Origin of the sequence: Variovorax sp. J22R115 (assembly GCF_030317005.1) — a bacterium.
GTDB lineage: Bacteria > Pseudomonadota > Gammaproteobacteria > Burkholderiales > Burkholderiaceae_C > Variovorax.
Genome location: NZ_JASZYM010000001.1, coordinates 362722 through 389347 on the forward strand (window position 1 = coordinate 362722; position 26626 = coordinate 389347).

Sequence of the window (26626 nt, forward strand, 5' to 3'; positions counted from 1 at the left end):
ATGAAGGAGAGTCCCCATGAAGACGCTCGACTGCAATTGCAGGGGTCCGATGAGCCGGCGCCAGGCTTTCGCATTGCTCGCGGCCTTCGGTGTCACGGGTGACGCACTTGCGCAGGACGCACCGACGGTCAACCCGCGCTCTTACCGCGTGCTGCTGGAGAACGACTCGGTGCGCGTGATCGAATACAAGAGCCGGCCAGGCCTCGGCGTGTGCGGTGAGGGCATCCACTCCCACCCGGCCCACCTGGCGATCACGCTCACCCCAGCCAAAGTCCGGGTGGTTCAGGACGGCAAGACGACATTTGGCGACCTCCCGCAGGGCAAAGTGATGTACTTCGAGGCTGAAGTTCATTCGGCGGAGAACGTCGGCGGCGCCGGCACCCGCATCTACCTGGTCGAGATGAAGGGCAAGGACTGGAAGCCGAGCACCGGTTGAGTCCGCGGGGGCTGCTCTTGCCCCTTGCAGGGGGTGAGCATCTTCATCAGGAAGTGCGTCGAGCCCATCCTGTGCTTCAGTGTTCTGAAGGCATGCTTCAACAGTTCGTCTGCGGATCTACATGTCGTCGGGGTTGATCAAGCCTGCGCCGCCGAGTGACCGGAAAGGGCCGCGGCCGTGAGTTCGGAGGTCGAGCTCGACCGACCGGACACTGCGTACTGGACGGGGTGCGCTGGCGCAAGGCAGGGTAGAGCTCCACTGCGCCCGGCCAAGCGATGGCGATCTGCCGGCGAAAGCGCCGCCGGGCATCACGACCTGAACAGGCGCCTGAACCATCCCTTGGACTGCTTTGTCGGTTCTTCCTCCGGAGCCACGTCGTGCGCGCGCAACTCGACGCCGCCGGCAAGCTGGCCCAGCGTTTCGAAGATCATCCGTCGGGCTTCCAGCCGGACGCCGCCGGTGCGATGGAATGCTATGACGACGCGGCTGACCTGAAGCGAGTCGCCGCCCAGGTCGAAGAAGTTGTCGCGACGTGCGATCGTGCCGCTGTCCATGCCGAGAATCTCGCCCCAGATCCCGGCCAGGGCCATCTCTGCGGGTGTGGACGGGGCGTCGCCGGCGCTCAGGCTTGCGCGGGATTCGATGCGCGGTGCAGGCAACGCGTGCCGGTTGATCTTTCCGTTGGGCAGCAGCGGCAGCGCATCCAGCACCACGTAGTGCTGGGGCAGCATGTAGTCGGGCAGGCTGACGCGCAGGTGGTCCTTGAACTCGGCCCCGCCGGCTGCGCCTTCGCGCAGCACCAGGTAGGCCACCAGGCGGACATCGCCGGGGCGATCCTCGCGCGCGACGACCAGGCTCTGGGACACATCGGGGTGCGCCTGCAGCGACGATTCGATTTCACCCAGTTCGATGCGATGGCCACGCACCTTCACCTGGAAGTCGAGCCGCCCCTGATGCTCGAGCAGGCCATCGTGGCGCCAACGCCCGCGGTCTCCCGTCCGGTAGAGCCGCGCATGCGGGTCGGCGCTGAACGGATCGGGGATGAAGCGCTCAGCGGTCAGTTCTGCGCGGTTCAGATAGCCCGATGTGACGCCGTCACCGCCGATGAAGATCTCGCCGGACACGCCTGCGGGGCAACGTCTCCCCTGGGCATCGAGCACGTAGATGCGGGTGTTCGCGATCGGGCGGCCGATCGAGATGGTCTGCGGTTCCGGCGGGACCTTCCAGCAGGTCGACCAGACGGTCGTTTCCGTGGGGCCGTAGAGGTTCCATACTTCACCGGTTCGCGCCGAAAGCTGCTGGGCCATGGCCGGGCTGAGACTCTCGCCGCCGACCAACGCCTTGAAGGACGCAGAACCCGTCCAGCCGGCGTCGATCAGCATGCGCCACGTTGCAGGCGTTGCCTGCATGACCGTCGCGCCCGCCTGGTCGATCAGCGACCGGAGTGCCTCGCCATCGACCGTCTGCTCGCGAGTCGCGAGCACCACGGTCGCGCCGGCCAGCAACGGCAGCAGCAGTTCGAGCACCGCGATGTCGAAGCTCAGCGTGGTCACTGCCACCAGCACATCCCCCGGTCCGAGCCCGGGTTCGCGCTGCATCGAGAGCAGGAAGTTCACCACCGCCTGATGCGGCACCACAACGCCCTTGGGCTTGCCGGTGGAGCCCGAGGTGTAGATGACGTAGGCCGGGTCGGCGGGCCGTGCATCGCATTCGGCATCCGGCGGCAGGGCGGTCGCGGGCTGGGCCATCAGCTCCGCCTGGGCCTGATCCAGCAGCAGGGTCGGCATGGCGAGGTCCTGCCACAGGCTTGCAAGCCCTTGCTCGGTCACCATCAGCGTCAGCGCCGCGTCGAGTGCCATGTCGTGCAGACGTTGCAGCGGGTAAGCCGGATCCAGGGGCACGTAGGCGCCGCCTGCACGCAGGATGGCCAGTTGCGCAACCACCATCGCCGGCGTGCGCTGCACGCAGAGGCCGACCAGGCACCCTCGCCGCACTCCGGCGCCGCGCAGCAGATGGGCCAGCCGGTCCACGCGCGACCAGAGTTCGCGGTAGTCCAGCGTTTCGCCCGGCACCTGCACGAGGGCCGTACCCGACGCCCCGCGCTGCGCATCCAGAAGACCATGGACAGTGAGATCGCGTGGATACCCGATGTCGGTCTGGTTCCAGGTGGCTAAGCGTGCGAGCTCTTCCGGACTGGCGGCCGCATGTTCATGCAGGGGCCGTTCCGGCTGCTGGATGAAGCGCTCGAGCAGATGCATGAAGTTGTCCAGCATCGCCTGCGCGGTCGCGGGCGCGAAGAGCTCGGTCGAATAGCCCAGCGACATTGCATGCTCGACTTCGGTGTCGATCGTCAACGAGAGGTCGAACTGCGTGGCGTGCAGGTTCAAGGGCACGAAGTCCACGTCGAGGCCGTCGAACTGCGGGAGCTTCCGGGGCGTGTTCACCACATTGAACATCACGCGCACTTCAGGTGCCCTGGCACCTGATTCCTGCTGGCGCAGCCGGTCCATCAGATAGTCGAACGGGATGTCCTGATGGGTGAAGGCCGACAGGCAGGTTTCACGCACCTGCTGCGTCAACTCGGTGAAGCTCTGCGCCGGCCGGACCTGGCTGCGCAACGCCAGCGTGTTGACCAGCGAACCGACCACCTCCTCGGACTCGATGCGCATGCGCCCTGCGATGGGCGTCCCGACCACGATGTCCTCCTGGCCGCAATAGCGTGCCAGCAGGGCCTGGAATGCAGCCAGCAAGGTCATGAAGGGGGTCAGGCCGAGACCGCCGCTGAAGCGCTGGATGCCGGCGAGCCATCCCTCGGGGAACTGCCGTCGGATGCGGTCGCCCCGGCTGCTGAGCCGCTGCGCCACCGCGGTGTCCGAGCTCAGGTTCAGGGGGCTCATGCCGGCGAGTTGCCCGAGCCAGTAGTGCGTCTGGCGCGCGAGCATCTGGTCGTCGATGTGCTGTCGTTGCCAGCTTGCATAGTCGGCGAAATCGAGCGCCCGAGGCGGCGTCGGTGCTGCGTGTCCTCGCAGCAGTGCCGCGTACAGATCCTGCAGCTCGCGCAGGAGGATGCCCCACGACCAGTCGTCGCCGATGATGTGATGCATCACGAGCGCGAGGACATGGTCCTGCGCATCGAGCCGCAGCAGGATGAAGCGATGCAGGGGGCCGGCGGCCAGGTCGAAGGGTTCCGCTGCGATGTGCGCCGCCTGCCGGTGGAATTCACTCTCTCGCTCGGCCGCAGGTGTACGTGACAGGTCGATCTCGACCAGATTCGCCCCATGGACCTCACCGATGAGGACTCGGGGCTCGGTGTCTCCGAACTCGAAGGTCGAGCGAAACGCCTCGTGCCTTGCAACCAGGTGGTCCAGCGCGCCGCGCAGCGCGGCCGTGTCCAGCGGCCCGCGCAGACGCATCGTGTCGCGCATGTTGTAGGCGGCGCCCTTGGGGTCCATCTGGTTCAGCACCCACATGCGCCGCTGCGAGAACGACACCGGCAACGGCCCTGTTCGCGGTACCGCCTCGATGCGTGCCATCTGCGCCGCTGCATCGCCGTCCGGATCCGACCCCAGGGCACCGACCTGCTGGGCCAGTTCCTCGATCGTCGGGTGCTCGAAGATCTGTCGCAAGGGCAGCTCGACCCGGACGGTCGAGCGGATGCGCGACACGATCTGCGTGGCCAGCAGTGAATGGCCGCCAAGGTCAAAGAAGTTCGCGCGCACGCCGAAGCCCGACTTGCCCAGCACCGCGCTCCAGATGTCCAGCAGCGTCGATTCGATCGGCGAGCGCGGAGCGAGCTGAAGGGGCGCCGATGCGTCGCTGTCCGGGCCCGGGAGCCGCCCGCGATCGAGTTTTCCGTTGGCCAGTCGCGGCAGTTCCGGCAGGAACACGAAGGCACCCGGGATCATGTAGTCGGGCAGTCGCTTCTTCAGGGCCGAGCGCAGGAATGCGGCATCGGCCGGCCTCTTCAGGACCACGTACGCGACCAGTTCCTTGTGGTCCGGACCGAGGTCGCGCAACAGCACCGCACTCATCTGCACCGGGTCGCAGGCGGCGAGTGCGGACTCGATTTCCCCGAGCTCGATGCGAAAGCCTCGCAGCTTGACCTGGTCGTCGTTGCGCCCGATGAACTCCACCACCCCGTCGTGCAGCCAGCGCGCCGAGTCGCCTGTGCGATACAGGGTCTCGCCGGGACGGAAAGGATTGGGCAGGAAGCGTTCGGCGCTGAGCGCCGGTCGGTTCTGGTAGCCGCGGGCCACGCCGATCCCGCCGACGTAAAGCTCGCCGGCGACGTTGACGGGCTGTGGCTCCAGCCGCGCGTCGAGCACGTAGAGCTGCGTGTTGGCGATCGGACGGCCGATGGGCACGATGGGGCGATCGGGCAGCTGTGTGCCGATTTCGTACCACGCGCTGTCCACGGTCGCTTCCGTGGGCCCGTAGAAGTTGCCGAGCCTGACGCCCGGCAGCCTTTGCCGGAAAGACAGTGCGAGCGCTCGGTCCATTGCTTCGCCACCACTCAACACGTAGCGAAGGCTCGGGCAGTCCGGCGAAGCCAACCCGTCGAGCATCACGCGCAACTCGGAAGGGACGAACTGGACGACGCTGATGTCGTTGTCGCGAACTGCAGCGGCCAGCAGGTGCATGTCCTCATGCACATCGGGCTGCGCGATGACGAGCGTCGCGCCACGACACAGCGGCGAAAGAAACTCCCAGAGCGACGCATCGAAGCTGATCGACGTCTTCTGCAGCACGCGATCGCTGGCGCTCAGCCCCAGTGCATCGTTCATCCACAGCACGTGATTGCTCAGGCCGCGGTGCATCAGTTGCGCGGCCTTGGGCGTGCCGGTCGAGCCCGAGGTGTAGATCAGGTAGGCCAGATGGTCCTGGCGTACCGGGTCTGGCAGATCGGCCATGGGGTCGACCGGGACAGGTCCGCCGTCATCCGCAAGCACGTGGTGCTTCGTCGCCGGTGAAGTACCGATCTCCCTCAAGCGATCCACAAGCGTCGACTGAGCGAGGACCACGGCCGGCCTCGAGTCTTCCAGCATCGCGTGCAGCCGCTCCGCCGGGTGCCCGGGGTCCAGCGGGAGCAAGACTCCTCCCGCCTTGAAGATGCCCAGCAGCGCGACCGCCAGGCCTGTGCAGCGCTTCATGCAGAGGCCGACGACCACCTCGGGCTCGACGCCCAAGGTGCGCAACTCGTGCGCGAGGCGATCCGACAAGAGGTCGAGTTCGCGATAGCTCGTGTTGTGAGGCCCGAATCGCAGCGCAATCGCTTCGGGTGTCGCTTGCGCCTGTGCGCGAAAGAGGGCATGCACCGGCAACTCGCGCGCAACGGCGGGGACTTGCTGGTTCCACTCGACCAGCACCCGGTGTCGCTCCTTCGCATTCATCAGCGGCAGGCGATCCAGTGCCTTGCCGGGATCGTCAACGATCTCCCTGAGGAGCGCGATGAAGTGCGCGGCCATCTGCGCGATCGTCCGAACCTCGAACAGGTCGGTGCGGTATTCGAACAGTGCCTCGAATCCGCCGTCGGACTCGACGATGACCAGGGAGAGGTCGAACTTGGAAGTCTCGGCACGAATCGCCAACTGCTCGCTGGCCAGGCCAGCCAGCTCGAGGTTGCGATGAGGAAAGTTCTCCAGCGCGAATGACACCTGGTAGAGCGGATTGCGGCTGGCGTCGCGTTCCGGATTCAGCTCGGCCACCAGACGATCGAAGGGCATGTCCTGGTGGGCCAGCGCCGCAAGCGTGGTCTGGCGCACACCGTTGAGCAACGCGATGAATCCCGACTGGCCTTCCAGATGGTTGCGCATGACCACCGTGTTGGCGAAGTAACCCACCATGTCGCGCAGGCGGACGTCGTGGCGTGCCGCCAGGGGGACGCCGACAGCGATGTCGGTCTGGCCCGTGTAGCGCATCAAGAGCACGTTGAAGGCCGCGAGAAGGCCCATGAAAGGCGTGGCATCGTGCCGCGCCACCAGTGTCCTCAGTGCAGCCACTAGTGCCGGCTCGATGCGCAGCTCCAGCGTGCGTCCGGCATGGGCCGTCTGCGACGGCCGGGGCCGATCCGTCGGGAGGTGCAGGGTCTGCAGTTCGCGCAGGTTCTCGCGCCAGTAGGCGGCCTGTGTCTGAAGACCGTCGCGTTCGAAGCGCTGACGTTGCCAGCCGACGTAGTCGGCGAAGGCCAACGGTGGTGCGGCCATGTCGGCGTCTTCGGCGCCTCGCGCATAGCACTGGGCAAGTTCGCGCCTGATGACACTCATCGACCAGCCATCGGCCACGATGTGATGCACCACCAGCACCAGCACGTGATCGTCCGGCGCGATGCAAAACAGCTCGGCACGCAGCAATGGAGCGCTCGACAGATCGAAAGGGCGGGCAATGCTGTGTCCGATGCGCTCTCGAAGTGCACTTTCCGTGGCCGCCTCGAGTTGCATGCGCTGCAACTGGAACCGTTGCAGTGCCACCGGCACCGGAATGACCTTCTGCACGGGCGCCTGCTCCGCAGCGTGAAACTCGGTACGCAGGCTGTCGTGGCGCGCAAGCAACCGCTGCAGGCTGCGCTCCAGCAGTTCGACGTTCAACGCGCCGCGATAGCGCGTCGCCGAATGGATGTTGTACGCGGCGCCCCCTGCGGCCATCTGGTCCAGGAACCACAGTCCCTCCTGTGGAAAGGACAGAGGCGCGCCCTCGGCGGCGTCGAGGGTCGTGGGCGAGCCCGCTTGCGCGCGTTGTTGGAGCTTGCGAGCCAGAATGCGTCGTCGTGCTTCGGGGCTGGTCGGAATGGAGGGCTCTGGAGAGGTCACGTTCGGGGCTGCGTCCATCGTTGGTGTCGTTCTGTTCGCTATGTCTCTTGGGGTGCAGACGGCCAGTTCAAGCGCCGTTTCGGCCGCCAAATGTGTCGCCTCCGAGCAGGTGCGCGACCTCGTCGTCGCTGAGGGCACCCAGTTCGGACTCGAACGATGTACTGAGTGCATCGGCTTCTTCGATGGCGGCTTGCAATTCAGCCGTAAAAGTCGTGACTGTCGGATGCGCCAGGAGGGCCGATGCGGGCAGATCGACGCCCCAGGTTTCATTGACCTCGAGCACCAGCCGCGCCGCCGACAGGGAGTCACCCCCGATCGCGAGGAAGTTGGCGTCGAAGGCGACGCGCGGTTGATCCAGGACGCGCGCGAACAGGGCGGCGATCTGCGACTGCAGCGGCGTCAATGGCACATCGCTGGGCACGGCGGCGAGAAGCGCCGCCACCTGATGCTCCAGGTTTCGGCGCTGGACCTTGCCACCGGCGCCTTGGGGGATGCGGTCGATGACGTGGATGCACGCCGGTATCTTGAAGTCCGCAATGACGCCGAAAAGGCTGGAGCGAAGGAACGGCCCATCCGCTGCGCTGTCCGGCGAGCGCACGATGGCGGCGTGCACGTTCTCGCCCAGCGTCGGATGCGCCACCGGATAGGCCACCGCTTGCGCGACGCCTGGCAGGCGCATGAGCGCCTGCTCGACTTCGAACGGCGAAATCTTCTCGCCGCCTCGATTGATCATCTCCCTGCTGCGCCCGGCCAGGAACAAGTAGCCTTCATGGTCGAACCAGCCCAGGTCGCCGGTGAGAAACCAGCCGTGAAGGAATGCCTCTGCGTTGGTTTCGGGCGCGTCTTCGTAACCGGCGAACACGGCGGGTCCGCGCGCGATGACCGAACCGGTCTGTCCGACTGACAGCGCATGGCCTTCGTCATCGATCACGCGCAGTTCGGCTCCGACGGGGCGGCCGACGGAACCAGCCTTTCGCACACCTGGCGGCAATGGATTGCTCGCCAGTTGGGTGGCCGTTTCGGTCATGCCATAGGACTGGATGACGGGCACGCCCCACAGATCCTCCATGCGGCGCTGCAGCTCCGCGGGCAGCATCGACGAGGCCGTGCGAATCAGCCGAAAGCCGTGTGCCGGCGGCGCCGCGTGGTCGTGGGTCAGCTGCTCGACAACGGCATGATGGATGGTGGGAGAGGCGGTGTACCAGGTGGGGCGAAAATCGCGGACCCAACGCGGGAACTCTGCGGCATCGAACGCCGGCGCGCACACCACTGACGAGCCGGCGGCGAGGGGCGCCAGCAGTCCGCCGATCAAGCCATGGCTGTGATAGGCAGGCATCACACACAGCGCACGGTCTTCGGGACTCAGGTCGAGGTGTTGCGCGATGTGGTGCGCGGAACACACGACCTGCCGCTGGCCGAGCGGCACGCGCTTGGGCTTTCCGGTCGTGCCCGACGTGAACAGGACGAAAGCCGTATCGGTGGAGTCGGGCCAGGGCGCATCGACATCCGGCGCGCCTCTGGAGGGGCCTTCGAGCCACTGTTGCATGTCGAAAGCCAGAGTGGCCAGTCCAAGCTTCTGCGCGAGCGTCACGGGAAGGGGGTCGCCCGCCAGGCCCATGACGGCATCGGCCCGGGCGTCCCCGAGCAGGTTCAGCAGTTCAAGCTCGGCAAGCCCTGCGTGCAGGGGAATACACACGGCCCCGCACGCGATCACCACGCAGGAGATGGCCAGTCCCAGGCCTGATGGCATGAGCACGGCAACGCGAGCGGCGGGCGCAAGCCCGCGGGAGGCCAGCCAAGGTCGCGCGCTCTGCGCCATTGCGAACAATTGCGCGTAGCTGACCGGCTGCGCTCCCGGCGCCAGCAGGGCGATCGCCGCAGGCCGCAGACCCGCGTGGCGTGCGAGCAGTTGCGCGAGGGTCGAGGCTTCGAAGTCGGACAAGACATTCCCTTTTCTGCACGGGTGCGAAGCCGATGCCGTCAGTGGTGTGATGACAGGGCTTGTTCGATTTGTTATCAATGCTTGTGGATCGCGCGCCGCCAGGATTTCGCGCGAAGTGTAGCGTTCGAGGATTGCTGTTAAGTACCGTTGACGTGACATTGCGAGGGCTTTCCGCAATGCAGGGCGTGGCAATTCAAGGTGCACGCGGTGCATCCTGGAAAACCCATCCGGTGTGCCTTCAGATCGCTTCCACTGCAGTGCAGCCATCGCGGGTTCAGGGCTGGTGTGCGACGGCGTTTCGTTCCTGACAGGAGCCGGCGGCGTTTCGATCGCAGCAGCGATGGATGTGCAGTACCGATGCGTTGCCGACACCCGATGCGCGCGGCGTCGTGGAGTACCGAGAAGGTCAAGCCCACGATGTGATCCGGCAAGTCCAGAGCCCGAGGGCCTCGGTTACTTATCCTTGGCCGGAGTGACCGAAACCTTCGGTACTTCGATCACCTTTTCCTCGCTCTTCACCGTCGGGACCGTGATGGTTTTCTCTTCCTTCGTGACCTTCACGTCAGGCGGGGTCACGTCGTACTTCGGAAGTGTCACGTCCCCTTCCTTCGTCTTCTCGTACTTGGGCACCGTGATATTTCCTTCGGCCGTCTTCTTCACGTCGCACGCCGCAAGCGTGACGATGCTACTGACGGCGATAGCGATGGCTGCGATGGCTTTCATGGAATGTCCTTGTGAATTGTTCGAGCCATTTTCGAAGGCAGGGGAGGGCGGCCTGTAAGACCGCACCGCGTCAGCCCGGAGGCGCGGCGGCTCACGTGGTGTCGTCCATCGGACCCGATGGCGGCAGTGGGCGCTCTCCTTCAGGAGAGACGATTTGGGAGGGGCGCAGACTGCAGTTCCGATGGCTACCTTCTCGGCCCATACCGCATCGTCGCCGCCCCCGAGCCGAACTCCTGCCGGCTCACGAGCTTCAAGTAGACACGCTTCGATAGCCCCGCGAACAACGTCGGCCCGTGGCCAACCAGCCTGGGCTGCACCACCAACTCGTACCCGTCGATCAATCCCCGCTCCGCCCAACGTCAGCGGGAGCTTCACGCCTCCCACGGGCCTGCGTCGCAACCCTTGCCGAGCCCAGGGCAGATCCTCGGAAACCGAGGATTCACATGCGCACTTCTTCTTTGGCGTGGTCGCGCGTCGCTCCTACGATTGCGGGTTGATCCACTGTTGGCTCCCCCCATGGTCACGGCCTGCGCATCTCCTTCTCGTGTTGAAAGTCCCGCCGGTCCGGTGCTGCGCTTGCTGCGTCGTGGCTTGACGCTTTGGGCTGCGGCCTTGGTGCCACTGCTGGCGGCCAATCCTGCGCCGCAGAAGGCAACGTACGCATCGTCGACCAGTTCGGTTTGACATCGCTGCTATGGCATGTGGCGCGTGCCGAGGGCTTCATTCAGAAACAGGGCCGCGCGCAGGGGCTGGAGATCGCCGTCGAATGGTCGCGGCTGTCGGGTGGCAGTGCGGTCAACGAGGCATTGTTGTCGGGCGCGGTCGACGTGGCGCACATCGGCGTCGGCCCCACCCTGCTGCTTTGGGACCGTACGCTGGGCAAGCAGAACTTCAAGGCCTTCGCCGCGGTCGGCACGATGCCGCAGTACTTGCTGAGCAACCGTGCCGATGTCAGGAGCATCCGCGATCTCGGCGAAAAGGACCGCATCGCCGTGGTGTCCACTTCTTCGCAGCAGGCGCGCACGCTGCAGATGGCTGCCGCACAGACCTTTGGCTTCGAGCAGTTTGCGCGCTTCGATAACTCGCTGGTGACGCTGCCGCACACCGAAGCCATGGCAGTGCTGGCCTCCGGTAAGGGCGGCGTGACCGCACATTTCTCGAACGCACCCTTCCAGTATCAACAGCGCAAGACCCCGGGCGTACACGTGATCCTGAGTTCCTACGACGTGATGGGGGGACCATCGTCGTCGGTGTTGGCAGTGACGTCGGAGAAGTTCCGGCGTGACAACCCCAAGACCTACGCCGCGGTGAAGGCCGCGCTGGCCGACGCGGCCCAGTTCGTGCGCGTGAACAAGCGCCGTGCAGCTGAGATCTACCTCGAGGCGGAGGATTCCAAAGTGCCACTGGCCGACATCCTGGCCTTCCTGGAAGATCCCGAAATCGGCTACGACGTCGTGCCCCAGAACACCGAGCGGCTCGCGCGCTTCCTGCACAAGGCCAAGGTGCTGAAGAACGATCCGACGACATGGAAGAGCTACTTCTTCGATGACGTGCACCAGGTGCCTGGCGGTTGAAGCCGGCAAGTTGAAAGACGAGTCATGAACGCAATCCTCTCGGCGCGCCCTGCGGTGTCGCCCTCCCAACCACTGCAGGACGACATCGATCTGCGCCCGCTCACCGGCCACATCGGCGCTGAGATCCACGGGCTGGATCTGCGCCGCGCGCTGGGTGCGCCTGCCGTTGCCGCCATCCGCGCCGCGCTGCGCCAGTGGAAGGTGGTGTTCTTTCGTGATCAGGTGCTGACGCATGCCGAGCATGTGGCCTTCGCGCGGCAGTTCGGCGAGCCCACCATCGGCCATCCGGTGTACGGCTATGTCGAGGGTCACCCGCAGGTGTATTCAGTCGGCCGCAACCGCTTCCAGTCGCGCCACGAAGGCGAGCAGCTGATCCGGCCGTGGACGGGCTGGCACACGGACGTCACGGCCGCCGTGAACCCACCCGCCGCGTCGATCCTGCGCGGAGTGGTGATTCCGCCCTATGGTGGAGACACGCAATGGACCAACCTTGTGCAGGCCTACGCCGGCTTGTCGCCCACCCTGCGCGCCTTTGTCGACGGTTTGCGCGGCATTCACCGCTTTGCACCACCTGAAGGCCAGAATGCGACCGACGAGTTCTTGCGCAAGAACCGGTCCCGCCCCTTGGTCAGCGAACATCCCCTGGTGCGCGTGCATCCGGAGAGTGGTGAGCGGGCGCTGTACGTGAGTCCGCTGTTCTTGCAAACCGTCACCGGCTTGACGCCGCGCGAAAGCCGCCAACTGCTCGACCTGCTGTTCGAGCATGTGGTGCGGCCCGAGTACACGGTGCGATTTCGCTGGCAGGAGGGCAGCATCGCATTCTGGGACAACAACAGCACGGCCCACTTGGCGCCCCGCGACATTGACGACCTGGAGTTCGACCGCCAGCTTTACCGCGTGACGCTCAAGGGTGAGATTCCATTCGGTGTAGACGGTTCTCGCTCCAGCGCGATCGAAGGCGAGCCGCTGGAGGCCTACGAGTAGAGGCTCAAGCCACCCGGCGCGTGGCTGACGGCCGACTGGCGTGGACGCGAGTTGCAGCAGGCTGAAGTCGTCGACTGTCGGCGCCACCGCGTTCGGTCAGGCGCGGCGCGCTTGTCGGTTGATTTGGCTATATGCACCTGACATAACGGTCGTTCCACTTCCACGCGGCGCTGCCGACAATCGCGGCCGTCTCCGTTGACGCTTTCAGGATCTCCCATGTTTTCTGTGTCGAACACCATCCGCCGATCGTTGCGCGACCTCGCGCTCAGTGCCTTGCTCGTTGCCGCTGCCATGCTGCTGGCGGGCATGCTCGCCTCGGCCTCCGCGCATGCCCAAGCTGGCAAGGGCGAGCTTCGCATCGGCTATCAGAAGTCGGCCAGCCTGTTTGTGCTGCAGAAGGCGCAAGGCACGCTGGAGAAGAAGCTCGCACCGCTGGGCTTCGGCGTGAAGTGGGTGGAATTCCCGGCCGGCCCGCAATTGCTCGAAGGCCTCAACGTCGGCGCGGTCGACGTCGGTTACGTGGGTGAGGCGCCACCCATCTTCGCGCAGGCCGCGGGCGCGCGCTTCGTCTACTTCGGCTACGACCCGGCGGCGCCGCGCGCCGAGGCGATCCTCGTCACGAAGGACTCGCCGATCAAGTCGGTCGCGGACCTCAAGGGCAAGAAGGTGGCCCTCAACAAGGGCAGCAACGTGCACTACCTGCTGGTGAAGCAGCTCGAGAAGAACGGCTTGAAGCTCAGCGACATCCAGCCCGTGTACCTGGCCCCGGCCGACGGCCGTGCCGCCTTCGAGAGCAAGAACGTCGATGCCTGGGTCATCTGGGATCCGTTCCAGGCGGCCGCCGAAAAGGCCACCGGCGCCCGCGTGCTCGCCGACGGCGCACCCGACGTGGTCAACAATTACCAGTTCTACCTGGGCGAGCGCGGCTTCGTGACGAAGAACCCGAAGGTCATCGATGCGCTGTTCGAGGACTCCGTCGCGCAGGGCATCTGGCTCAAGAAGAACCTGCGGCAGGCGGCCGAACTCATCGCACCGCTGCAGGGGCTGCCGGTCGACGTGGTCGAGCTTGCGCTGCGCCGCTACGAATTCAACGTGAAGCCGATCACGTCGCAGGTGGCAACCGACCAGCAGAAGATCGCCGACACCTTCTTCGACCTGAAGCTGATCCCGAAGGCCATCAGGATCAGCGACGCCGTGGTGGTGGACAAGCCGTGAGCGTGTCATCCCCCATCAAGGAGCCTGGTCCGACCTGCGTGTTTCTCGATCGATGAGCACACCCCGCAGGCACATGCACCTCGGCGCCTTCTTTTTCGGCGTCGGTCATCACCTCGCTGCGTGGCGTCACCCGGATGTGGATCCGGGCGCGGCCAGCCGCATCGAGTCGCTGAAGGAGTGGACGCGCATCGCGGAAGAGGCCAACTTCGACGCGATCTTCTTCGCCGACAACGTGGGCCTGCCCGGGCCGCCCGATGCGGTGGTCGCGAAGAATGCGCTCTGGTATCCGCTCGATCCGCTGATCACGCTGGCCGCGCTGTCGCAGGCCACCACGCACATCGGGCTGGTGGCGACCGTGTCGTCGACCTACCTGCCGCCCTATCACCTGGCGCGCAAGTATGCGTCGCTCGACCAGGTCAGCCATGGCCGCAGCGGCTGGAACCTGGTGACCTCGGGCAGCGACTTCGAGGCTCGCAGCTTCGGTCTCGACCAGCAGCTCGGCCATGCGCACCGTTATGCGCGCGCCCACGAGTACGTGAGGATCGTCAAGGGGCTGTGGGACAGCTGGGACGACGATGCCTTCGTCCATGACAAGGCGGCCAACCGCTTCTTCGACACGGCCAAGCTGCATCGCGTCGCGCACGAAGGCGAGCACTACAAGGTGCATGGCGCCTTGCAGACGCCGCGTGCGCCTCAGGGCCACCCGGTGCTGGTGCAGGCGGGCTCCTCCGGCGACGGACAGGATCTGGCTGCCGCGACCGCCGAGGTGGTGTTCACCGCCCAGCAGAGCGCGCAGGAGGCGAGGGCCTTCTACAGCGGCCTCAAGGGACGCCTCGCCGCCCACGGCCGCACGCCCGGGCAGCTCAAGATTCTGCCGGGCATCTCGCCCTTCGTGGGGCGCAGCCAGCAGGAGGCGCAGGACAAGTTCGACCAGCTCCAGGGGCTGATCGACCCGGTGCTGGGCGTCGGCCTGCTGTCCACCTTCCTCGGCAATGTCGACCTCACTGGCTATGACATCGACGGTCCGTTCCCGCAGGACCTGCCGGTCACCGAAGGCTGGAAGAGCCGGCAGGAACTCTTCGCGGGAATGGCGAAGCGCGACCACCTGTCGATCCGCCAGCTCTACGAGAAGGTCGCGGGGGCGCGCGGTCATTGGACCCTCGTCGGCACCGCGGAGTCGATCGCCGACGAGCTGGAGCAATGGTTCACCACCGGCGCTGCGGATGGCTTCAACGTGCTGGCGCCCACGCTGCCGCACGGCCTGAGGGATTTCGCCGAGCTCGTGATTCCCGAACTCCGGCGGCGGGGACTGTTCCGCACCGAGTACGAAGGCACGACGCTGCGCGAGCACCTGGGGCTTGCGCGTCCTTCGCATCGCGCGGCATCGCCTCGGACGACTGGCTCGTAGGCAGTCACCACCAAGCCATGGGGTGACGCAGGCGCATGTCAGAGCGCCTTGGGAGTTCTGACGTGATCCACGACGCGCCCGTTGTCGAGCTGGATCACCTCGCGCGCCAGCGCTTCCACGTCCTGTGGATCGTGCGTCACGAGCAAGGTCGGAACCTGCACCCGCTCGAGCATCTCGGCCAGTTCGAGCCGAAGCCGCGCACGCAGCGGCGCGTCCAGCGCGGACAGCGGCTCGTCGAGCAGGAGCAGCAGCGGCTCGTTGGCCAGGGCACGCGCCAGGGCGACGCGCTGGCGCTGGCCGCCCGAGAGGTTACGCGGGAGGCTGCTGCGCAACGCCTGCAGGTCGAATTGCCGGATCAGGGCCTCGACCCGCTCCATGTCGCGCGGATCGACGGGCCGGCCGAGCCGGCGAATGCCGAACTGCAGGTTGTGCTCCACCGTCATGTGCGGGAACAGCGCGTAGTCCTGGAACACCACCCCGACTCGCCGCTTTCGCGCTGGCAGGTCGATGCCGCGCGCCGTGTCGAGCAGGGTCTGGCCGCCGGTGCGCACATGGCCGTGCGCCGCGTGCGCCAGCCCGGCGATGGCCATCAGGACGGTCGACTTGCCGGAGCCGGATGGACCCATCAGCGCACAACGGTGCGAGCGGGCGTCAAAAGTCACGTCCAGGTCGAAGGTGCGATCGGATGAGCGCAAGGTGAGCTGCAGGCGAACGTCGATTGCGGTCGCGGCCATTTCAGTGCTTCGCCTGGAGCAACCTGCCGGACACCACGAGCACGACCATGCAGACGAGCGAAATGATCAGCGTGAGCCACAGGGCCCGCGTGTCGTCGCCGGCCTGCACCGCCTCGTACACGGCAATCGAGAGGGTCTGTGTCCTGCCGGGCAAGTTGCCGGCGATCATCAGCGTGGCGCCGAACTCCCCCATGGCGCGAGCGAAGGACAGCATCAGCCCGGCGGTGATGCCGCGAATGGCCAAGGGCAGCGCGATGCGGAGGAACACCTCGAACTCGCCGGCACCCAGGGTGCGCGCCGCGTTGGCGAAGCGCGCATCGACCTCTTCGAACGCCGCGCGTGCACCCTTGTAGACCAGCGGCAAGGAGACGACCGACGCCGCGATGACGGCGCCTTGCCAGGTGAACATGAGGTTGATGCCCAGCCAGTCGTTCAGATAGCGGCCCAGCACGCCATTGCGCCCGATGAGCACGATCAGGTAGTAGCCGATCACGGTGGGCGGCAGCACCATGGGCAGCACCAGGATCGAGTCGAGGAGGCCCTTTCCGGGGAACTGGCTGCGCGAAAGCCACCAGGCAAGGCCAATCCCGGCCAGGCCCGCGATCAACGTCGCCAGCAGAGCGACCTTGAGCGTGAGCCAGAGAGGAATCAGCACCAGGACACTCACGCAGCAAAGGGACGCGTCAGGGCTTGGAGAACCCGAAGCGCTGCAGGATCTCCTGGCCGGACGCGCCCCGCACGAAGGCGATGAACTCGTTGGCCAGCGCGGGATGCTTGCTCGCCGCAACCTGCGCGATCGGATAGGTCACGGGCGTGGTGGTGGGCACCGTGAACGCGATGCGCGTCTTGTCGCGCTCGATCAGGGCGTCGGTACGGTAGACGAAACCGGCATCGACCTCGCCGCGCGCCACGTAGTTCAGGACCTGGCGCACGCTTTCGCCGAAGATCCACTTGGGCTGCAATGCGGCCGTGAGGCCGGCCCTTTCGACCGCCTCCATCGTGTAGCGGCCGACCGGGACGGTGGCAGGCGTGCCGGTCGATATCCGCTGGAAGGACGCATTCGCCAGGTCGCCCAGCGCGTTGGGTGCCTGGGAGGAAGCCGACGGCAGGATCAGCACCAGGGTGTTGGCGGCGAAGTCGGCGCGCGTCGGCGCGGCGACGAGGGCGGCCGCCTTGTCCATCGTCTCCTGGTCGGCCGAGGCAAAGACGTCGACCGGCGCGCCCTGCTGGATCTGGGCCAGCAACGGGCCCGAAGCGGCGAAGTTGAAGGTCACCTTGGCGCCTGGCTTGGACTGCTCGAAGGCCCGGCCGACGGCCTGGAAGGCATTGGTCAGGCTGGCGGCGGCCGATACGACCAATTCCTGTGCCTGGACGGCTGCGCCGGCGAAGACCAGCGTGGCCGCCAGCACCGCGCCGCGAAGCCGGGTCGAGAGGGTCATCGTTCGTTCTTTCGTGCGCTATTCAAGATGGGAATAGCGATGATAGCAACGACCTGGCCCGCGCTATGCAATGGTGGAATAGCGCAGGCTCGATTGGTTGCACAATCCGCGCGATGAAGAACCCTCGATTCACCGATGCGCTCGGCCACGGCTTGAGCGACAAGCGCATCGACATCCTGCGCGGTATCGGGCGAAGCGGCAGCATCTCTCAGGCGGCGCGCGAGGCTGGCGTCAGCTACAAGGCGGCTTGGCAAGCCATCGACACGCTCACCAACCTGGCTGGCGTCTCACTGGTCCATCGCGCCGTCGGAGGCGCGGGGGGCGGAGGCGCAACGTTGTCGGCGCATGGCTTCGAGTTGCTGGAACTCGCCGGGGAGTTGGATGCGGCGAAAGCGTTGATCCAGCAACGTTGGCTGGCCGCTGCCGGCGCGGCGGCCGGAGCCGGTGCAACGCCTTTTGCATTGCGAACCAGCATGCGCAATCAGTTGCTGGCTGCCGTGGTCGGTGTGGAAACGGTGGGGCCGTTGTCACGCGTGCAGCTTCGGATCGGCGAAGGTGCGGTCCTTTGCGCGCGCCTGACGCGCGAGAGCGTGGAATTGCTCGGACTGTGCAGCGGCCTGCGGGTGATTGCGCTGTGCAAGGCGACCTCGGTGCGCGTCACGCGCATGGCATCTGCACGAGCAGCCGCCGAGATGCAGATCAATCGGCTCGGCGGCAAGGTCGCTGGGCTCCAGCGTGGCCCACAGGGCGACGAAGTAACGCTCGAATTGCCAGCGGGCGGTCGCCTCGTCGGCTTCGCGGACGCCAGCAGCGGCCTGCGTGCCCGGCAGCAGGTCGTTGCCGAAGTCGATGAATCAGCGGTCGTGGTCGCATTGGCCGGTTGACCTCACCCGTTGCGAAAGAGGAAGCTGTAGGCGTTGAGTGCCGGCACGCCGCCGAGATGCGCGTACAGCACCTTCGAGCCTGCGGGAAATTCGCCGAGCCTTACCTTCTCGATCATCCCGTGCATCGATTTGCCCTCGTACACCGGGTCGGTGAGCATGGCCTCCATGCGGGCGCTCAAGCGAATCGCTTCGAGCGTTCCTTCGTTCGGCAGTCCGTACTCCGGCCCACCGAAGCGCGTATCGAGCACCACGTCCTGGTCCGTGATCTCGCGGCCGAGTTCGACCAGCTCGGCCGTCTGCCTCGAGATGCGCAGAATCTGATCGAAGGTCTGTTGTGGCTTGGCCGATGCGTCGATGCCGATCACGCGGTCGGCGCGCCCGTCGGCCGCAAAGCCCACCACCATGCCGGCCTGCGTGCTGCCGGTGACGGAGCAGGTGACGATGTAGTCGAACTTGAAGCCGAGCTCGGCCTCTTGCTGTCGCACTTCTTGCGCAAAGCCCACGAAGCCAAGCCCGCCCTTCGGATGCTCGGAGCATCCCGCGGGAATCGGGAACGGCTTGCCGCCGGCCCGCCGCACGCTGTCCATCGCGTCTTCCCAACTCTTGCGGATGCCGATGTCGAAGCCGGCGGCATCCAGCCGCACGTCCGCGCCCATGATGCGTGACATCTCGATGTTGCCCACGCGGTCGTACACCGCATCGGAATAGTTGACCCAGTTCTCCTGCACCAGCACGCACTTCATGCCGAGGTGGGCGGCCACCGCCGCGACCTGCCGCGTCTGGTTCGACTGGATGCCGCCGATGGACACGAGCGTGTCGTAGCCGCCTTCGATGGCTTCGGGAATCAGGTACTCGAGCTTGCGCGTCTTGTTGCCGCCGAAAGCCAGGCCACTGTTGCAGTCCTCGCGCTTGGCATAGAGCTCGACCTTGCCGCCCAGATGCGCGCTGAGCCGACGCAACGGCTGGATGGGCGTAGGCCCGAAAGTGAGCGGGTAGCGCGGGAATTTTTGCAGGTTCATGACGCGATTCCTTGTTCAAGTGGGATGAAGTGAATCGTAGGAAGAATCGCCTGTTCGAGGGTTGCAAAATCAGGGCGATTCGCGACACTAAGCGTTACGCCGTGACTGAAAAGGCGGGATTAGTTTTGTCCAAGGCACCATGAGCACAACAAAATTGCCAGGCAAGGATGGACTGGATCGAACCGATCGCGCCATCCTGCGTGCGCTGCAACGCGATGCCTCGGTGTCGAACGTGGCGCTTGCTGCCAAGGTCAACCTGAGCGCGCCGGCTTGTCTGCGGCGGGTCGAGCGACTCAAGTCGATGGGGCTGATCAAGAAGGTGGTGGCGCTGCTCGATCCGGCGGCGTTGGATTTCGGCACGCTGGTGATGATCGGCGTGGTGCTCGACCGCTCCACGCCCGAGTCGTTCGCCAGTTTCGAAAAAGCCGTGCAGAAGGTATCGGGTTGCCTGGAGTGCCACGTGGTCACCGGCGAGTTCGACTACTTCATGCTGGTGCGCACGCGCGACAACGAGAGCTACAACCGCCTGCACGCCGAGCAGCTGCTGTACCTGCCGGGTGTGCGGCAGATACGGACCTTCATGGTGCTCAAGCAGGTGATGTCGACGACGCAGTTGCCACTGCCGGCATGAACCGCCTCGGCGATGAACGCGATCGGAGCAGTGCCGTGCAGCAACGCGAGCGCTCGAGCGACTCGCTGTCGGGTGTACGGTCGCGACTCATGGCGCGGGGCCGGCTCTCGCCGTGATTTGGAGGTTTTCGCCATGTCCATGCGAAGTCTTGTGTCCACCCTCATGGCAGTCCTTGCAGCCGCCTGCTGCGCATGGACGCCCTCGGCCGCCGCGCAGTCGGGCGCCACGGCCTTGCGTGCCTCCTACGAAAAGCTCGCTCCAGGCTTGGCGACCAGCCCCCTCGGGCGGCCGATGGTTCTGACTTCCGCCGAGACAGAACGCAGCCTGAAAGGCGAGGTGTACGGCGTGCTGGACCGCCCGTTGGCCAAGGTCAGTGCCGCCTTGGACAAGCCGGCGCATTGGTGCGAGATGATGATGCTGCATCTCAACAATCGTGCCTGCCGTCTCGACGCGGCCAACAAGACCCTGACACTGAGCGTGGTGCGCAAGTACGACATCCCCGTCGACAAGGCGGTCGAGTTGAGCTTTCGCGGTCGTCTCGTCAGTGCCACCCCCGACTATTTCGAAGCAAGGTTGAACTCCGGCAAGGGACCGTTCGGCACCAGCAACTATCGCATTGCACTCGAGGGCATCCCGCTGGAGAACGGCAAGTCATTCGTCCACTTCAGCTATGCCTACGACCAGAGTGCCGCGACCGCGGTGGCGTCCAGGAGCTACTTGGCCACCTTCGGACGCGGCAAGGTGGGCTTCACGGTCGTGGGCCGGCAGTCCTCCGGCGAGCCCGAACTGGTCGGAGGGATGCTGGGCCTGATCGAGCGCAACGCGATGCGCTACTTCCTGGCGGTGGATGCCTACTCGGAGGCGCCGGACGCCTTCGAGAGGCGACTGACGCTTTGGTACTCAGGGACGCAAAAGTACCCACGCCAATTGGATGACCTCAGCGAAGCCGAGTACCTCAAGCTGAAGCACTCGGACCGGCAGCGCCAGAGCGCGGCACGCCCCTGAAGACACGGGCTTGACCTGACCCCGGCGATCTCCACGGGATCTGCCGTCCATCTGCTACCGACCCTGACTCAACCGGCGCGCCCCCTGGTCAGTCAGGTATTCCCAGCCCTTTCGGTCCGCTGCCACCAGGCCGTTGGACCTCAGGCGATGCGAGACGCCAGGCGATTCATCGAGAGCGCTCTTGCCATTGTCGTTTGCCAGCCTCTGCAACCTGTTCCACTGCGCATCGTTGAGTTGGATTTTCTTCGCCATGTCCGTCTTGCATCTGGAGCGTGTGGGGCAGCCCAGGGATCGTGAGGCCGCCGATCAGTCGATTCTCGGATTCTGGTAATACTTAGGTATGTAATTTGACAAGTTGGTCCCTACCTGATGACTTGGAGTGCGAATTAAGTCACAGAACGGATCGGGCAGGAACCGCGTGGGATCGGACGCAGTCTTCCAAACGCTCTGCGATAGGATGAAATCCCGCATCAACAGGGCGACCCATGTTTGTGATCACGCTGACCTACTTGCGGCCGCTGGACGAATTGGACGCGCTCATGTCTCAGCATGTCGCGTGGTTGAAAAAACACTACCAAAGCGGCCTCTTCATTGCGTCCGGCCGGCAGGTTCCGCGCCAGGGCGGCGTGATCCTTGCCCGTTCGGGCAGCCGCGAAGAACTCGAGACCCTCCTCGCGCAAGATCCTTTTGTGAAAAGCGGTTGCGCTCGTGCGGATGTCGTGGAGTTCACGCCGAGCATGACGGCGCCCGGTGCGGAAGTGCTCAAGGAACTCTAGGCCGGGCGAGGAAACTGGAAATGACCCCATCGAGAGGCTCCAGCCTCCCGTCGCTCGCGAGTCTCGCGCAGCGCGTGGGAGCCGCATTGAAAGAGCGCAAGGAGACGATTGCGGTGGTGGAATCGTCTTCCGGCGGGCTTGTTTCGGCCGCGCTGCTTGCCGTACCGGGCGCGTCGAGTTTCTTCCTGGGGGGTGCGGTCGTCTATTCGAGGCGAGCAGGCAAGGCGCTGCTCGGTCTGACGGCGGTCGACGTCGCAGGCATGCGCGCAGAAACCGAGCCCTACGCCGTCATGGTCGCAGGCAGGATCCGCGACAGTCATCGCGCGTCGTGGGGCATCAGCGAGAGCGGTGCGGCTGGCCCCTCGGGCAGTCCCTATGGGGACGCGCCGGGTCACGTGTGCATCGCCATCGTCGGCGCGACCGCGCTGAGCAGAACCATCGAGACCGGCAGCGGTGATCGCGCGGCGAACATGGACCTGTTCGCACGCCACCTTCTTCAGCTGTTCGAGCAGGCGCTGCTTGGCGGCAGCGTGGACTGATTCTGTCGCAGAGTGGCGCGGTCGCGGCGGCGACAATCTGCAGTTCCCTGCAATGAACTCACCGATGCCTCCCGCACAGTACCTCCTCCTCTCCCTGGCGGATCACCCGTTGGCGTCGCAAGAGGCGCATCGGCACGATGGGGCGCCGGGCGCCTACGTGCGCTGCCTCAATGTCGCGGGCCGATGGGCGGTCCATGGCACCACGCACACCCCGCTCCTCGTGTGGCATGCGACGCAAGCAAGCGCCGCGCATGCGGCAGGCGAGCGGGCGTCCCGGGCTCGCAACTGCCCGGTCGAGGTGGTGTCGCGAGGGGATGCCACCTGGCTGGAAGGGCGCCAGATCCAGGTGTTCACCGATGCATTCGAATCGGCTCTCCTTGGATCCGCCGCCCGGAGCGAAGCCAGGTCGAGGCGCTTGCGCAACGAGGCTGACAAACTCGCCGCCTTTTCGCTCATCGTCCGCGCCGCTTCGACCGCCGCGGACCAGGAGGCGTTCGCCGAGGTCAGTCGTGCCGCGGCGAAGGCGCTGCGCACCAAGTTCGGCGGCGGTTCGATCACGTCGACGTTCGCCTGGCTGGCGGGCCAGGCAGGGCGGGACGCGCTGGAGAGTGTGCTTGCCGGTGAAGTCGAGCTGACCGGACCGTTGTCGCTTCGGGAGGTCGTCGAGGCCGCGGAGCTCGCCCAGAAGGCGGAGCGCCTGCGGGAAGAGGGCTGATCTGCTCGCTCAGGAGTGGCACACCAGCCCGTCGCGCAGCTGTGCGATCTCCAGGCGCAGGTTGCCTCCGCGCGCGATGCGCGCCCGGTCCAGCGTGCCGTCGGATTCCCAGCGTCTGAGCGCGGCCGAGAGGTAGTCGCGAGAAGCGGCGTCACCCTCTGGCAGCCGCACGCCGGCGCCGTCGGCGGCATCGAGAGCGCTCACGAGCGGCCGGTAGAACCGCCATTGCCCGTCCTGCAGCAGGCGGTCCAGGACCTCTGCGTCTTCCACCAGTGCGGCGCATTCCCCCGCCATGAAGGCCGAGACCGCATGCACGCCGGACGGATAGCGCTTCGGAACCGCACCGTAGCGCGAGCTCACCGTGCGGGCGTAGCTCGACCCCTCGCCAGCGCACACCGTGGCGCCCCGTAGCGCCGTCGTGTCCTGGATGCGGCCCTTGCGGAGCGCCACGACCATGCCGCGACCCGGGCTGTAGTTGCCCGGTGCGATGGCCACACCCTCGGGCGCACCGGACTCCGGGACGCCCGCGAAGAGCACGTCGACCTCGCCCTGGCGCAGGGCGGCTGTCTGTGCCTCGGACGCCAGGCCCACGAGCTCCAGCCGTACCCCCAGCGATGCTGCCAGCCGGGCAGCCAGGGTCGCATCGAAGCTGTCGGGCTCGGGGGGTGTCGGCGCTTCCGGCGGTGCGGGCCGTGGATAGCTGCGGACGCCCACGCGCAGCACACCCCGCGCGACCGCGCGATCCAGGACGGGGCCGTGCGGCAGGGCCGACAGCGGTGTCTCGCTCCGCCAGGCTGCAGCCCCGGCAGCGGCGGCAACCAGCGCCGCGACCGCGAGGCCGATGCGCGGGGCGGGCCAGCGTCTCTTGCGGAGTCCGGGCGTTGCACGCTGCGGTGCGGCCTCAATCATCGAGGCTCAGTCCCTTGCGCCAGCGCAGCAGCCGGCCTTCCAGCAGGGCCAGCAGGTAGTTGAGCAACAGGCCCGTGACCGCCAGCAGCAGGATGCCGCTGTACATGGTCGGGATCTGGAAGGTCTCCTGCGAGTTCAGGGTCAGGAAGCCCAGGCCCGAATGCGCCCCGATCATCTCGGCCGCAACGAGCGCGGTGATGCAGTAGGCACCGGCGAGCCGCACGCCGGTGAAGATCGACGGCAGCGCCGCGGGCAGCACCACCTGGAAGAAGATGAAGCGCTGCGAGGCGCCCATCGAGAGCGCCGAATCGACCAGCAGCCGGTCGACCTGCTTGACGCCGCCGATCGTGCTCAGCAGCACCGGCCAGAAGGAGGCCCAGAAGATGATCGCGACCTTGGACAGCTCGCCGATGCCCAGGAACAGGATGAAGACCGGGAACAGCGCGAAGGCCGAGGTCTGGCGGAACAACTGGAGGACCGGGTCGACGATGTTCTCGAGCCTTCGCCATCCACCCATCAGCAGCCCGAGCGACACCCCGGCCGCGATCGCGAGCAGCAGGCCCCAGAGGGAGCGTTGCAGGCTGGCGGCGAGGTGCTTCCAGAGCTGCCCGTCGAGGCCGAGCTGGACGATGGTGCCGAGCACTGCGGAGGGCGGGCTCAGGTAGGCGTCACTCACGATGCCGAGGCGAGGCAGCGCTTCCCACAATGCGAGGAAGAGGAGGATGCCGAGGCCTCGCTCGACGATGCGGCCGAAACCGCGCTGCCGACGGACGAGCGAGGCGATCGGCCGCGGTGCGGCGAGATCCCGGGGCTGTGCAATCGCCTCGAGAGCACCCTGGTCATGGAGGGGATCGACCGCGCTCACGCAACCTCCTGCAGTTGGCGCAGAGCGCCCGGCGATGTCGAGCGCGCGGCGGCGGCGGGATGCACGCCGAACTGAACCTCGTCCTTGAGCACGTCCCAGGCGCGCTGGCGCAGCGCGACGAATTCGGCCGAGTTGCGGATCTCGTTCGAGCGGGGCCGCGCGAGCGGGATGTCGATGATGTCCTTGATCCTGCCGGGGCGCTGCGTCATCACGGCGACCCGGTCCGAGAGATAGATGGCCTCGTCGAGGCTGTGCGTGATGAAGACGATGGTCTTGCGATCCTGTTCCCAGATGCGCAGCAGTTCGGTCTGCAGGATCTCGCGGGTTTGCGCGTCGAGTGCGGCGAAGGGTTCGTCCATCAGCAGCACGTCCGGCTGGTAGGCCAGCGACCGCGCGATCGCGACGCGCTGCTTCATGCCGCCCGAGAGCTCGTGCGGATAGCTGTTGCCGAAGCCGTGCAGGCCGACGCGCTCCAGGTAGTCCTGCGCGGTGCGGCGCCGCTGCTCGCGGCTCACGCCGCGGATCTCCAGCCCGACGGCGATGTTGTCGAGCACGGTGCGCCACGGGAACAGCGCATAGCCCTGAAACACCACGCCCTGGCTGCGGTTGATGCCTGCAAGCTTCTGGCCGCCGATGCTGATGCGTCCGCCGGTGCGCGCCGTCAGTCCGGCCAGGATGCTCAGGAAGGTCGACTTGCCGCAACCCGAGGGCCCGAGCACCGACAGGAACTCGCCTTCTCGCACGTCGAGGTCGAAGCCGTGCAGCACCGACACGCGCTCCTGCGAGCCGCGCGCGGGAAACTCCATGCGCACGTCGCGCGCCGAGATCTTGACCGTCATCGCCGGGCCTCGCCTCAGGTCTTCGCCGGCTTGGCGGCGAAGGGGTTGAACTCGTTGGTGTAGACGTCCTTGATCGCCACCTTGCCCGCGGCGATCTTGCCCTCGGACTGCAGGATGTCGATGTAGTACTGGATCGGCGGCTCCGTCACGACCAGATCCTCCACATAGGCATAGCGGTCGACGTTCTCGATCGCCATGTTGATGCGCTTGGACACCAGCTTGCGCGCTTCCTCCGGGTTGGCATTGACCCAGTTGCCGGCCTTGGCCAGGGCCACGACCACGTCGCGCACCGCCTCGGGATGCTCGCGAATGAACCTGCCATGGGCACTGTACGGCGCCATGCCACCCAGGCCGCCGTCGAGGTCCCAGTCGCTCCACAGTCGCACCAGCTGGTCGGCATGATCGGCGCGGCCCGAGAAGGGTGCGTGGATGATCGCCAAGTCCGTGTTGCCCGTGACCAGCGTCTGCTCGGCCTGCTCGTCGGGAATGACGAGAAAGTTGATCTTGTTGACGTCCACGCCTTTCTCGCGCAGGTACTTCTTGGTCACGAACTCCGCGCAGGCCCCGAAGCTGTTGAAGCCGATCGTCTTGCCCTCGAGATCCTTCGGCGTGCGGATGCCGGAGTCCTTGCGCACGAAGTACTTCATGTGCGGCGCTTCCTCCAGCGTCTTGCCGCCGGCCGCGACGACCTTCAGGTCGGCGCCCGAGGCGATCGCGGAGATCACCAGCGGCACCATGCGCGAGCCGAAGTCGATCTCGCCCGTGCCCACGAGCGGAATGATCTGCGGCGCGGCGATCTTGCCCACGTACTCGGGCCGCGTGTTCGTGCCTTCGAAGTAGCCGAGCTCGTCGGCCAGGTAGATGAGGTCGAAGGACGGGTTGTTGGGGTACTTGAATGCCACCTTGTCGCCGGTCTTGCCGACGACGGCAGGACCGCCCGCGGCGGAAGCGCTCGCGCTGTCGCGGCGCGAGCAGGCGGCGAGCGCGAGGCCGCCGGCGCCGACCGCGACCAGCGAGGCCAGCGATCTCAGCGCGCGGCGGCGCGATGGCAACTCGGCCGACGAGGAGGGGTTCGTGATGTGTGAAGCCATGAGAAATCCTTGGGGGCGACGACGCCAATGACGAAGTCGGCGATCGTAGGAATCCCCCCGGGCATCGACAACGAAGGATTCCGAACAACGAT

General features: G+C 66.2%; 22 protein-coding genes. 11 read left to right on the forward strand and 11 right to left on the reverse strand.

The features are described from left to right. Positions 1 to 16 precede the first annotated feature (16 nt). Complete coding sequence (locus QTI04_RS01530) at positions 17 to 436, forward strand: hypothetical protein (RefSeq protein WP_286604103.1); 420 nt, start codon at positions 17 to 19, stop codon at positions 434 to 436. Positions 437 to 744: 308 nt separating this feature from the next. Here the strand turns inward: QTI04_RS01530 and QTI04_RS01535 are convergent, their stop codons facing one another. The 3 genes from QTI04_RS01535 to QTI04_RS01545 form a co-directional block, all read right to left on the reverse strand. Further along, positions 745 to 7260: a non-ribosomal peptide synthetase gene (locus QTI04_RS01535; RefSeq protein WP_286613908.1), complete on the reverse strand. Its 6516-nt coding sequence runs from the start codon at positions 7258 to 7260 to the stop codon at positions 745 to 747. A 49-nt stretch (positions 7261 to 7309) separates the two neighbouring features. Then, a complete protein-coding gene (locus tag QTI04_RS01540; protein ID WP_286613909.1) occupies positions 7310 to 9451 on the reverse strand; it encodes a non-ribosomal peptide synthetase in 2142 nt (713 codons plus the stop codon). A 186-nt stretch (positions 9452 to 9637) separates the two neighbouring features. Beyond that, a complete protein-coding gene (locus tag QTI04_RS01545; protein ID WP_286604100.1) occupies positions 9638 to 9907 on the reverse strand; it encodes a hypothetical protein in 270 nt (89 codons plus the stop codon). Between the two features lie 680 nt (positions 9908 to 10587). On the opposite strand from QTI04_RS01545, the gene QTI04_RS01550 reads away from it, so the two are divergent. The 4 genes from QTI04_RS01550 to QTI04_RS01565 all read left to right on the forward strand — a co-directional run bounded on the left by QTI04_RS01550 (position 10588) and on the right by QTI04_RS01565 (position 15088). After that, positions 10588 to 11481: an ABC transporter substrate-binding protein gene (locus tag QTI04_RS01550; protein WP_286613910.1), complete on the forward strand. Its 894-nt coding sequence runs from the start codon at positions 10588 to 10590 to the stop codon at positions 11479 to 11481. Positions 11482 to 11505: 24 nt separating this feature from the next. Beyond that, positions 11506 to 12465 carry a TauD/TfdA family dioxygenase gene (locus QTI04_RS01555; RefSeq protein WP_286613911.1) on the forward strand — a complete coding sequence of 320 codons (960 nt, stop codon included), beginning with the start codon at positions 11506 to 11508 and terminating at the stop codon, positions 12463 to 12465. A 216-nt stretch (positions 12466 to 12681) separates the two neighbouring features. Continuing rightward, a complete protein-coding gene (locus tag QTI04_RS01560) occupies positions 12682 to 13680 on the forward strand; it encodes a sulfonate ABC transporter substrate-binding protein (RefSeq protein WP_286613912.1) in 999 nt (332 codons plus the stop codon). Between the two features lie 52 nt (positions 13681 to 13732). After that, positions 13733 to 15088 carry an LLM class flavin-dependent oxidoreductase gene (locus tag QTI04_RS01565; RefSeq protein ID WP_286613913.1) on the forward strand — a complete coding sequence of 452 codons (1356 nt, stop codon included), beginning with the start codon at positions 13733 to 13735 and terminating at the stop codon, positions 15086 to 15088. Positions 15089 to 15126: 38 nt separating this feature from the next. Here QTI04_RS01565 and QTI04_RS01570 read toward each other — a convergent pair whose 3' ends face one another. From QTI04_RS01570 to modA, 3 genes are read right to left on the reverse strand one after another with little or no spacing between them, the layout of a single operon-like run. Beyond that, positions 15127 to 15822 (reverse strand): ATP-binding cassette domain-containing protein, encoded by a 696-nt coding sequence (locus QTI04_RS01570; protein ID WP_286613914.1) that lies wholly within the window; start codon positions 15820 to 15822, stop codon positions 15127 to 15129. A 1-nt stretch (position 15823) separates the two neighbouring features. Then, positions 15824 to 16489, reverse strand: a complete 666-nt coding sequence (gene modB / locus QTI04_RS01575) for a molybdate ABC transporter permease subunit (protein ID WP_286604095.1) — start codon at positions 16487 to 16489, stop codon at positions 15824 to 15826. A gap of 16 nt (positions 16490 to 16505) precedes the next feature. Continuing rightward, complete coding sequence (modA, locus tag QTI04_RS01580) at positions 16506 to 17261, reverse strand: molybdate ABC transporter substrate-binding protein (protein WP_286613915.1); 756 nt, start codon at positions 17259 to 17261, stop codon at positions 16506 to 16508. Positions 17262 to 17374: 113 nt separating this feature from the next. Here modA and QTI04_RS01585 point away from each other — a divergent pair, with 113 nt between their 5' ends. Further along, positions 17375 to 18145 carry a TOBE domain-containing protein gene (locus QTI04_RS01585; protein WP_286613916.1) on the forward strand — a complete coding sequence of 257 codons (771 nt, stop codon included), beginning with the start codon at positions 17375 to 17377 and terminating at the stop codon, positions 18143 to 18145. Positions 18146 to 18147: 2 nt separating this feature from the next. Here QTI04_RS01585 and QTI04_RS01590 read toward each other — a convergent pair whose 3' ends face one another. Next, the gene (locus QTI04_RS01590; protein WP_286604091.1) at positions 18148 to 19164 is read right to left on the reverse strand and encodes a 1-aminocyclopropane-1-carboxylate deaminase; all 1017 of its coding nucleotides are present in this window, start codon (positions 19162 to 19164) and stop codon (positions 18148 to 18150) included. Between the two features lie 139 nt (positions 19165 to 19303). Here QTI04_RS01590 and QTI04_RS01595 point away from each other — a divergent pair, with 139 nt between their 5' ends. The 5 genes from QTI04_RS01595 to QTI04_RS01615 all read left to right on the forward strand — a co-directional run bounded on the left by QTI04_RS01595 (position 19304) and on the right by QTI04_RS01615 (position 22830). Continuing rightward, positions 19304 to 19795 carry an Lrp/AsnC family transcriptional regulator gene (locus QTI04_RS01595; RefSeq protein ID WP_286604090.1) on the forward strand — a complete coding sequence of 164 codons (492 nt, stop codon included), beginning with the start codon at positions 19304 to 19306 and terminating at the stop codon, positions 19793 to 19795. Positions 19796 to 19927: 132 nt separating this feature from the next. Continuing rightward, complete coding sequence (locus QTI04_RS01600) at positions 19928 to 20800, forward strand: hypothetical protein (RefSeq protein ID WP_286613917.1); 873 nt, start codon at positions 19928 to 19930, stop codon at positions 20798 to 20800. Between the two features lie 485 nt (positions 20801 to 21285). After that, the gene (locus QTI04_RS01605) at positions 21286 to 21576 is read left to right on the forward strand and encodes a YciI family protein (RefSeq protein WP_286613918.1); all 291 of its coding nucleotides are present in this window, start codon (positions 21286 to 21288) and stop codon (positions 21574 to 21576) included. A 20-nt stretch (positions 21577 to 21596) separates the two neighbouring features. Beyond that, positions 21597 to 22115: a CinA family protein gene (locus tag QTI04_RS01610; RefSeq protein WP_286613919.1), complete on the forward strand. Its 519-nt coding sequence runs from the start codon at positions 21597 to 21599 to the stop codon at positions 22113 to 22115. A gap of 52 nt (positions 22116 to 22167) precedes the next feature. After that, positions 22168 to 22830, forward strand: coding sequence for a hypothetical protein (locus tag QTI04_RS01615; RefSeq protein WP_286613920.1), 663 nt, complete (start codon positions 22168 to 22170; stop codon positions 22828 to 22830). 9 nt (positions 22831 to 22839) lie between these two features. On the opposite strand, the gene QTI04_RS01620 is transcribed toward QTI04_RS01615, so the two are convergent. The 4 genes from QTI04_RS01620 to QTI04_RS01635 all read right to left on the reverse strand — a co-directional run bounded on the left by QTI04_RS01620 (position 22840) and on the right by QTI04_RS01635 (position 26534). Continuing rightward, positions 22840 to 23739 carry a transporter substrate-binding domain-containing protein gene (locus QTI04_RS01620; RefSeq protein ID WP_286613921.1) on the reverse strand — a complete coding sequence of 300 codons (900 nt, stop codon included), beginning with the start codon at positions 23737 to 23739 and terminating at the stop codon, positions 22840 to 22842. Then, positions 23732 to 24523 carry an ABC transporter permease gene (locus tag QTI04_RS01625; protein ID WP_286614145.1) on the reverse strand — a complete coding sequence of 264 codons (792 nt, stop codon included), beginning with the start codon at positions 24521 to 24523 and terminating at the stop codon, positions 23732 to 23734. Before QTI04_RS01625 ends, QTI04_RS01620 begins: the two co-directional genes overlap by 8 nt. 77 nt (positions 24524 to 24600) lie before the next feature. Continuing rightward, entirely contained in the window at positions 24601 to 25443 is an 843-nt protein-coding gene (locus QTI04_RS01630; RefSeq protein ID WP_286613922.1) for an ABC transporter ATP-binding protein, read from the reverse strand. Between the two features lie 14 nt (positions 25444 to 25457). Then, a complete protein-coding gene (locus QTI04_RS01635) occupies positions 25458 to 26534 on the reverse strand; it encodes an ABC transporter substrate-binding protein (RefSeq protein WP_286613924.1) in 1077 nt (358 codons plus the stop codon). Positions 26535 to 26626: the final 92 nt, after the last annotated feature.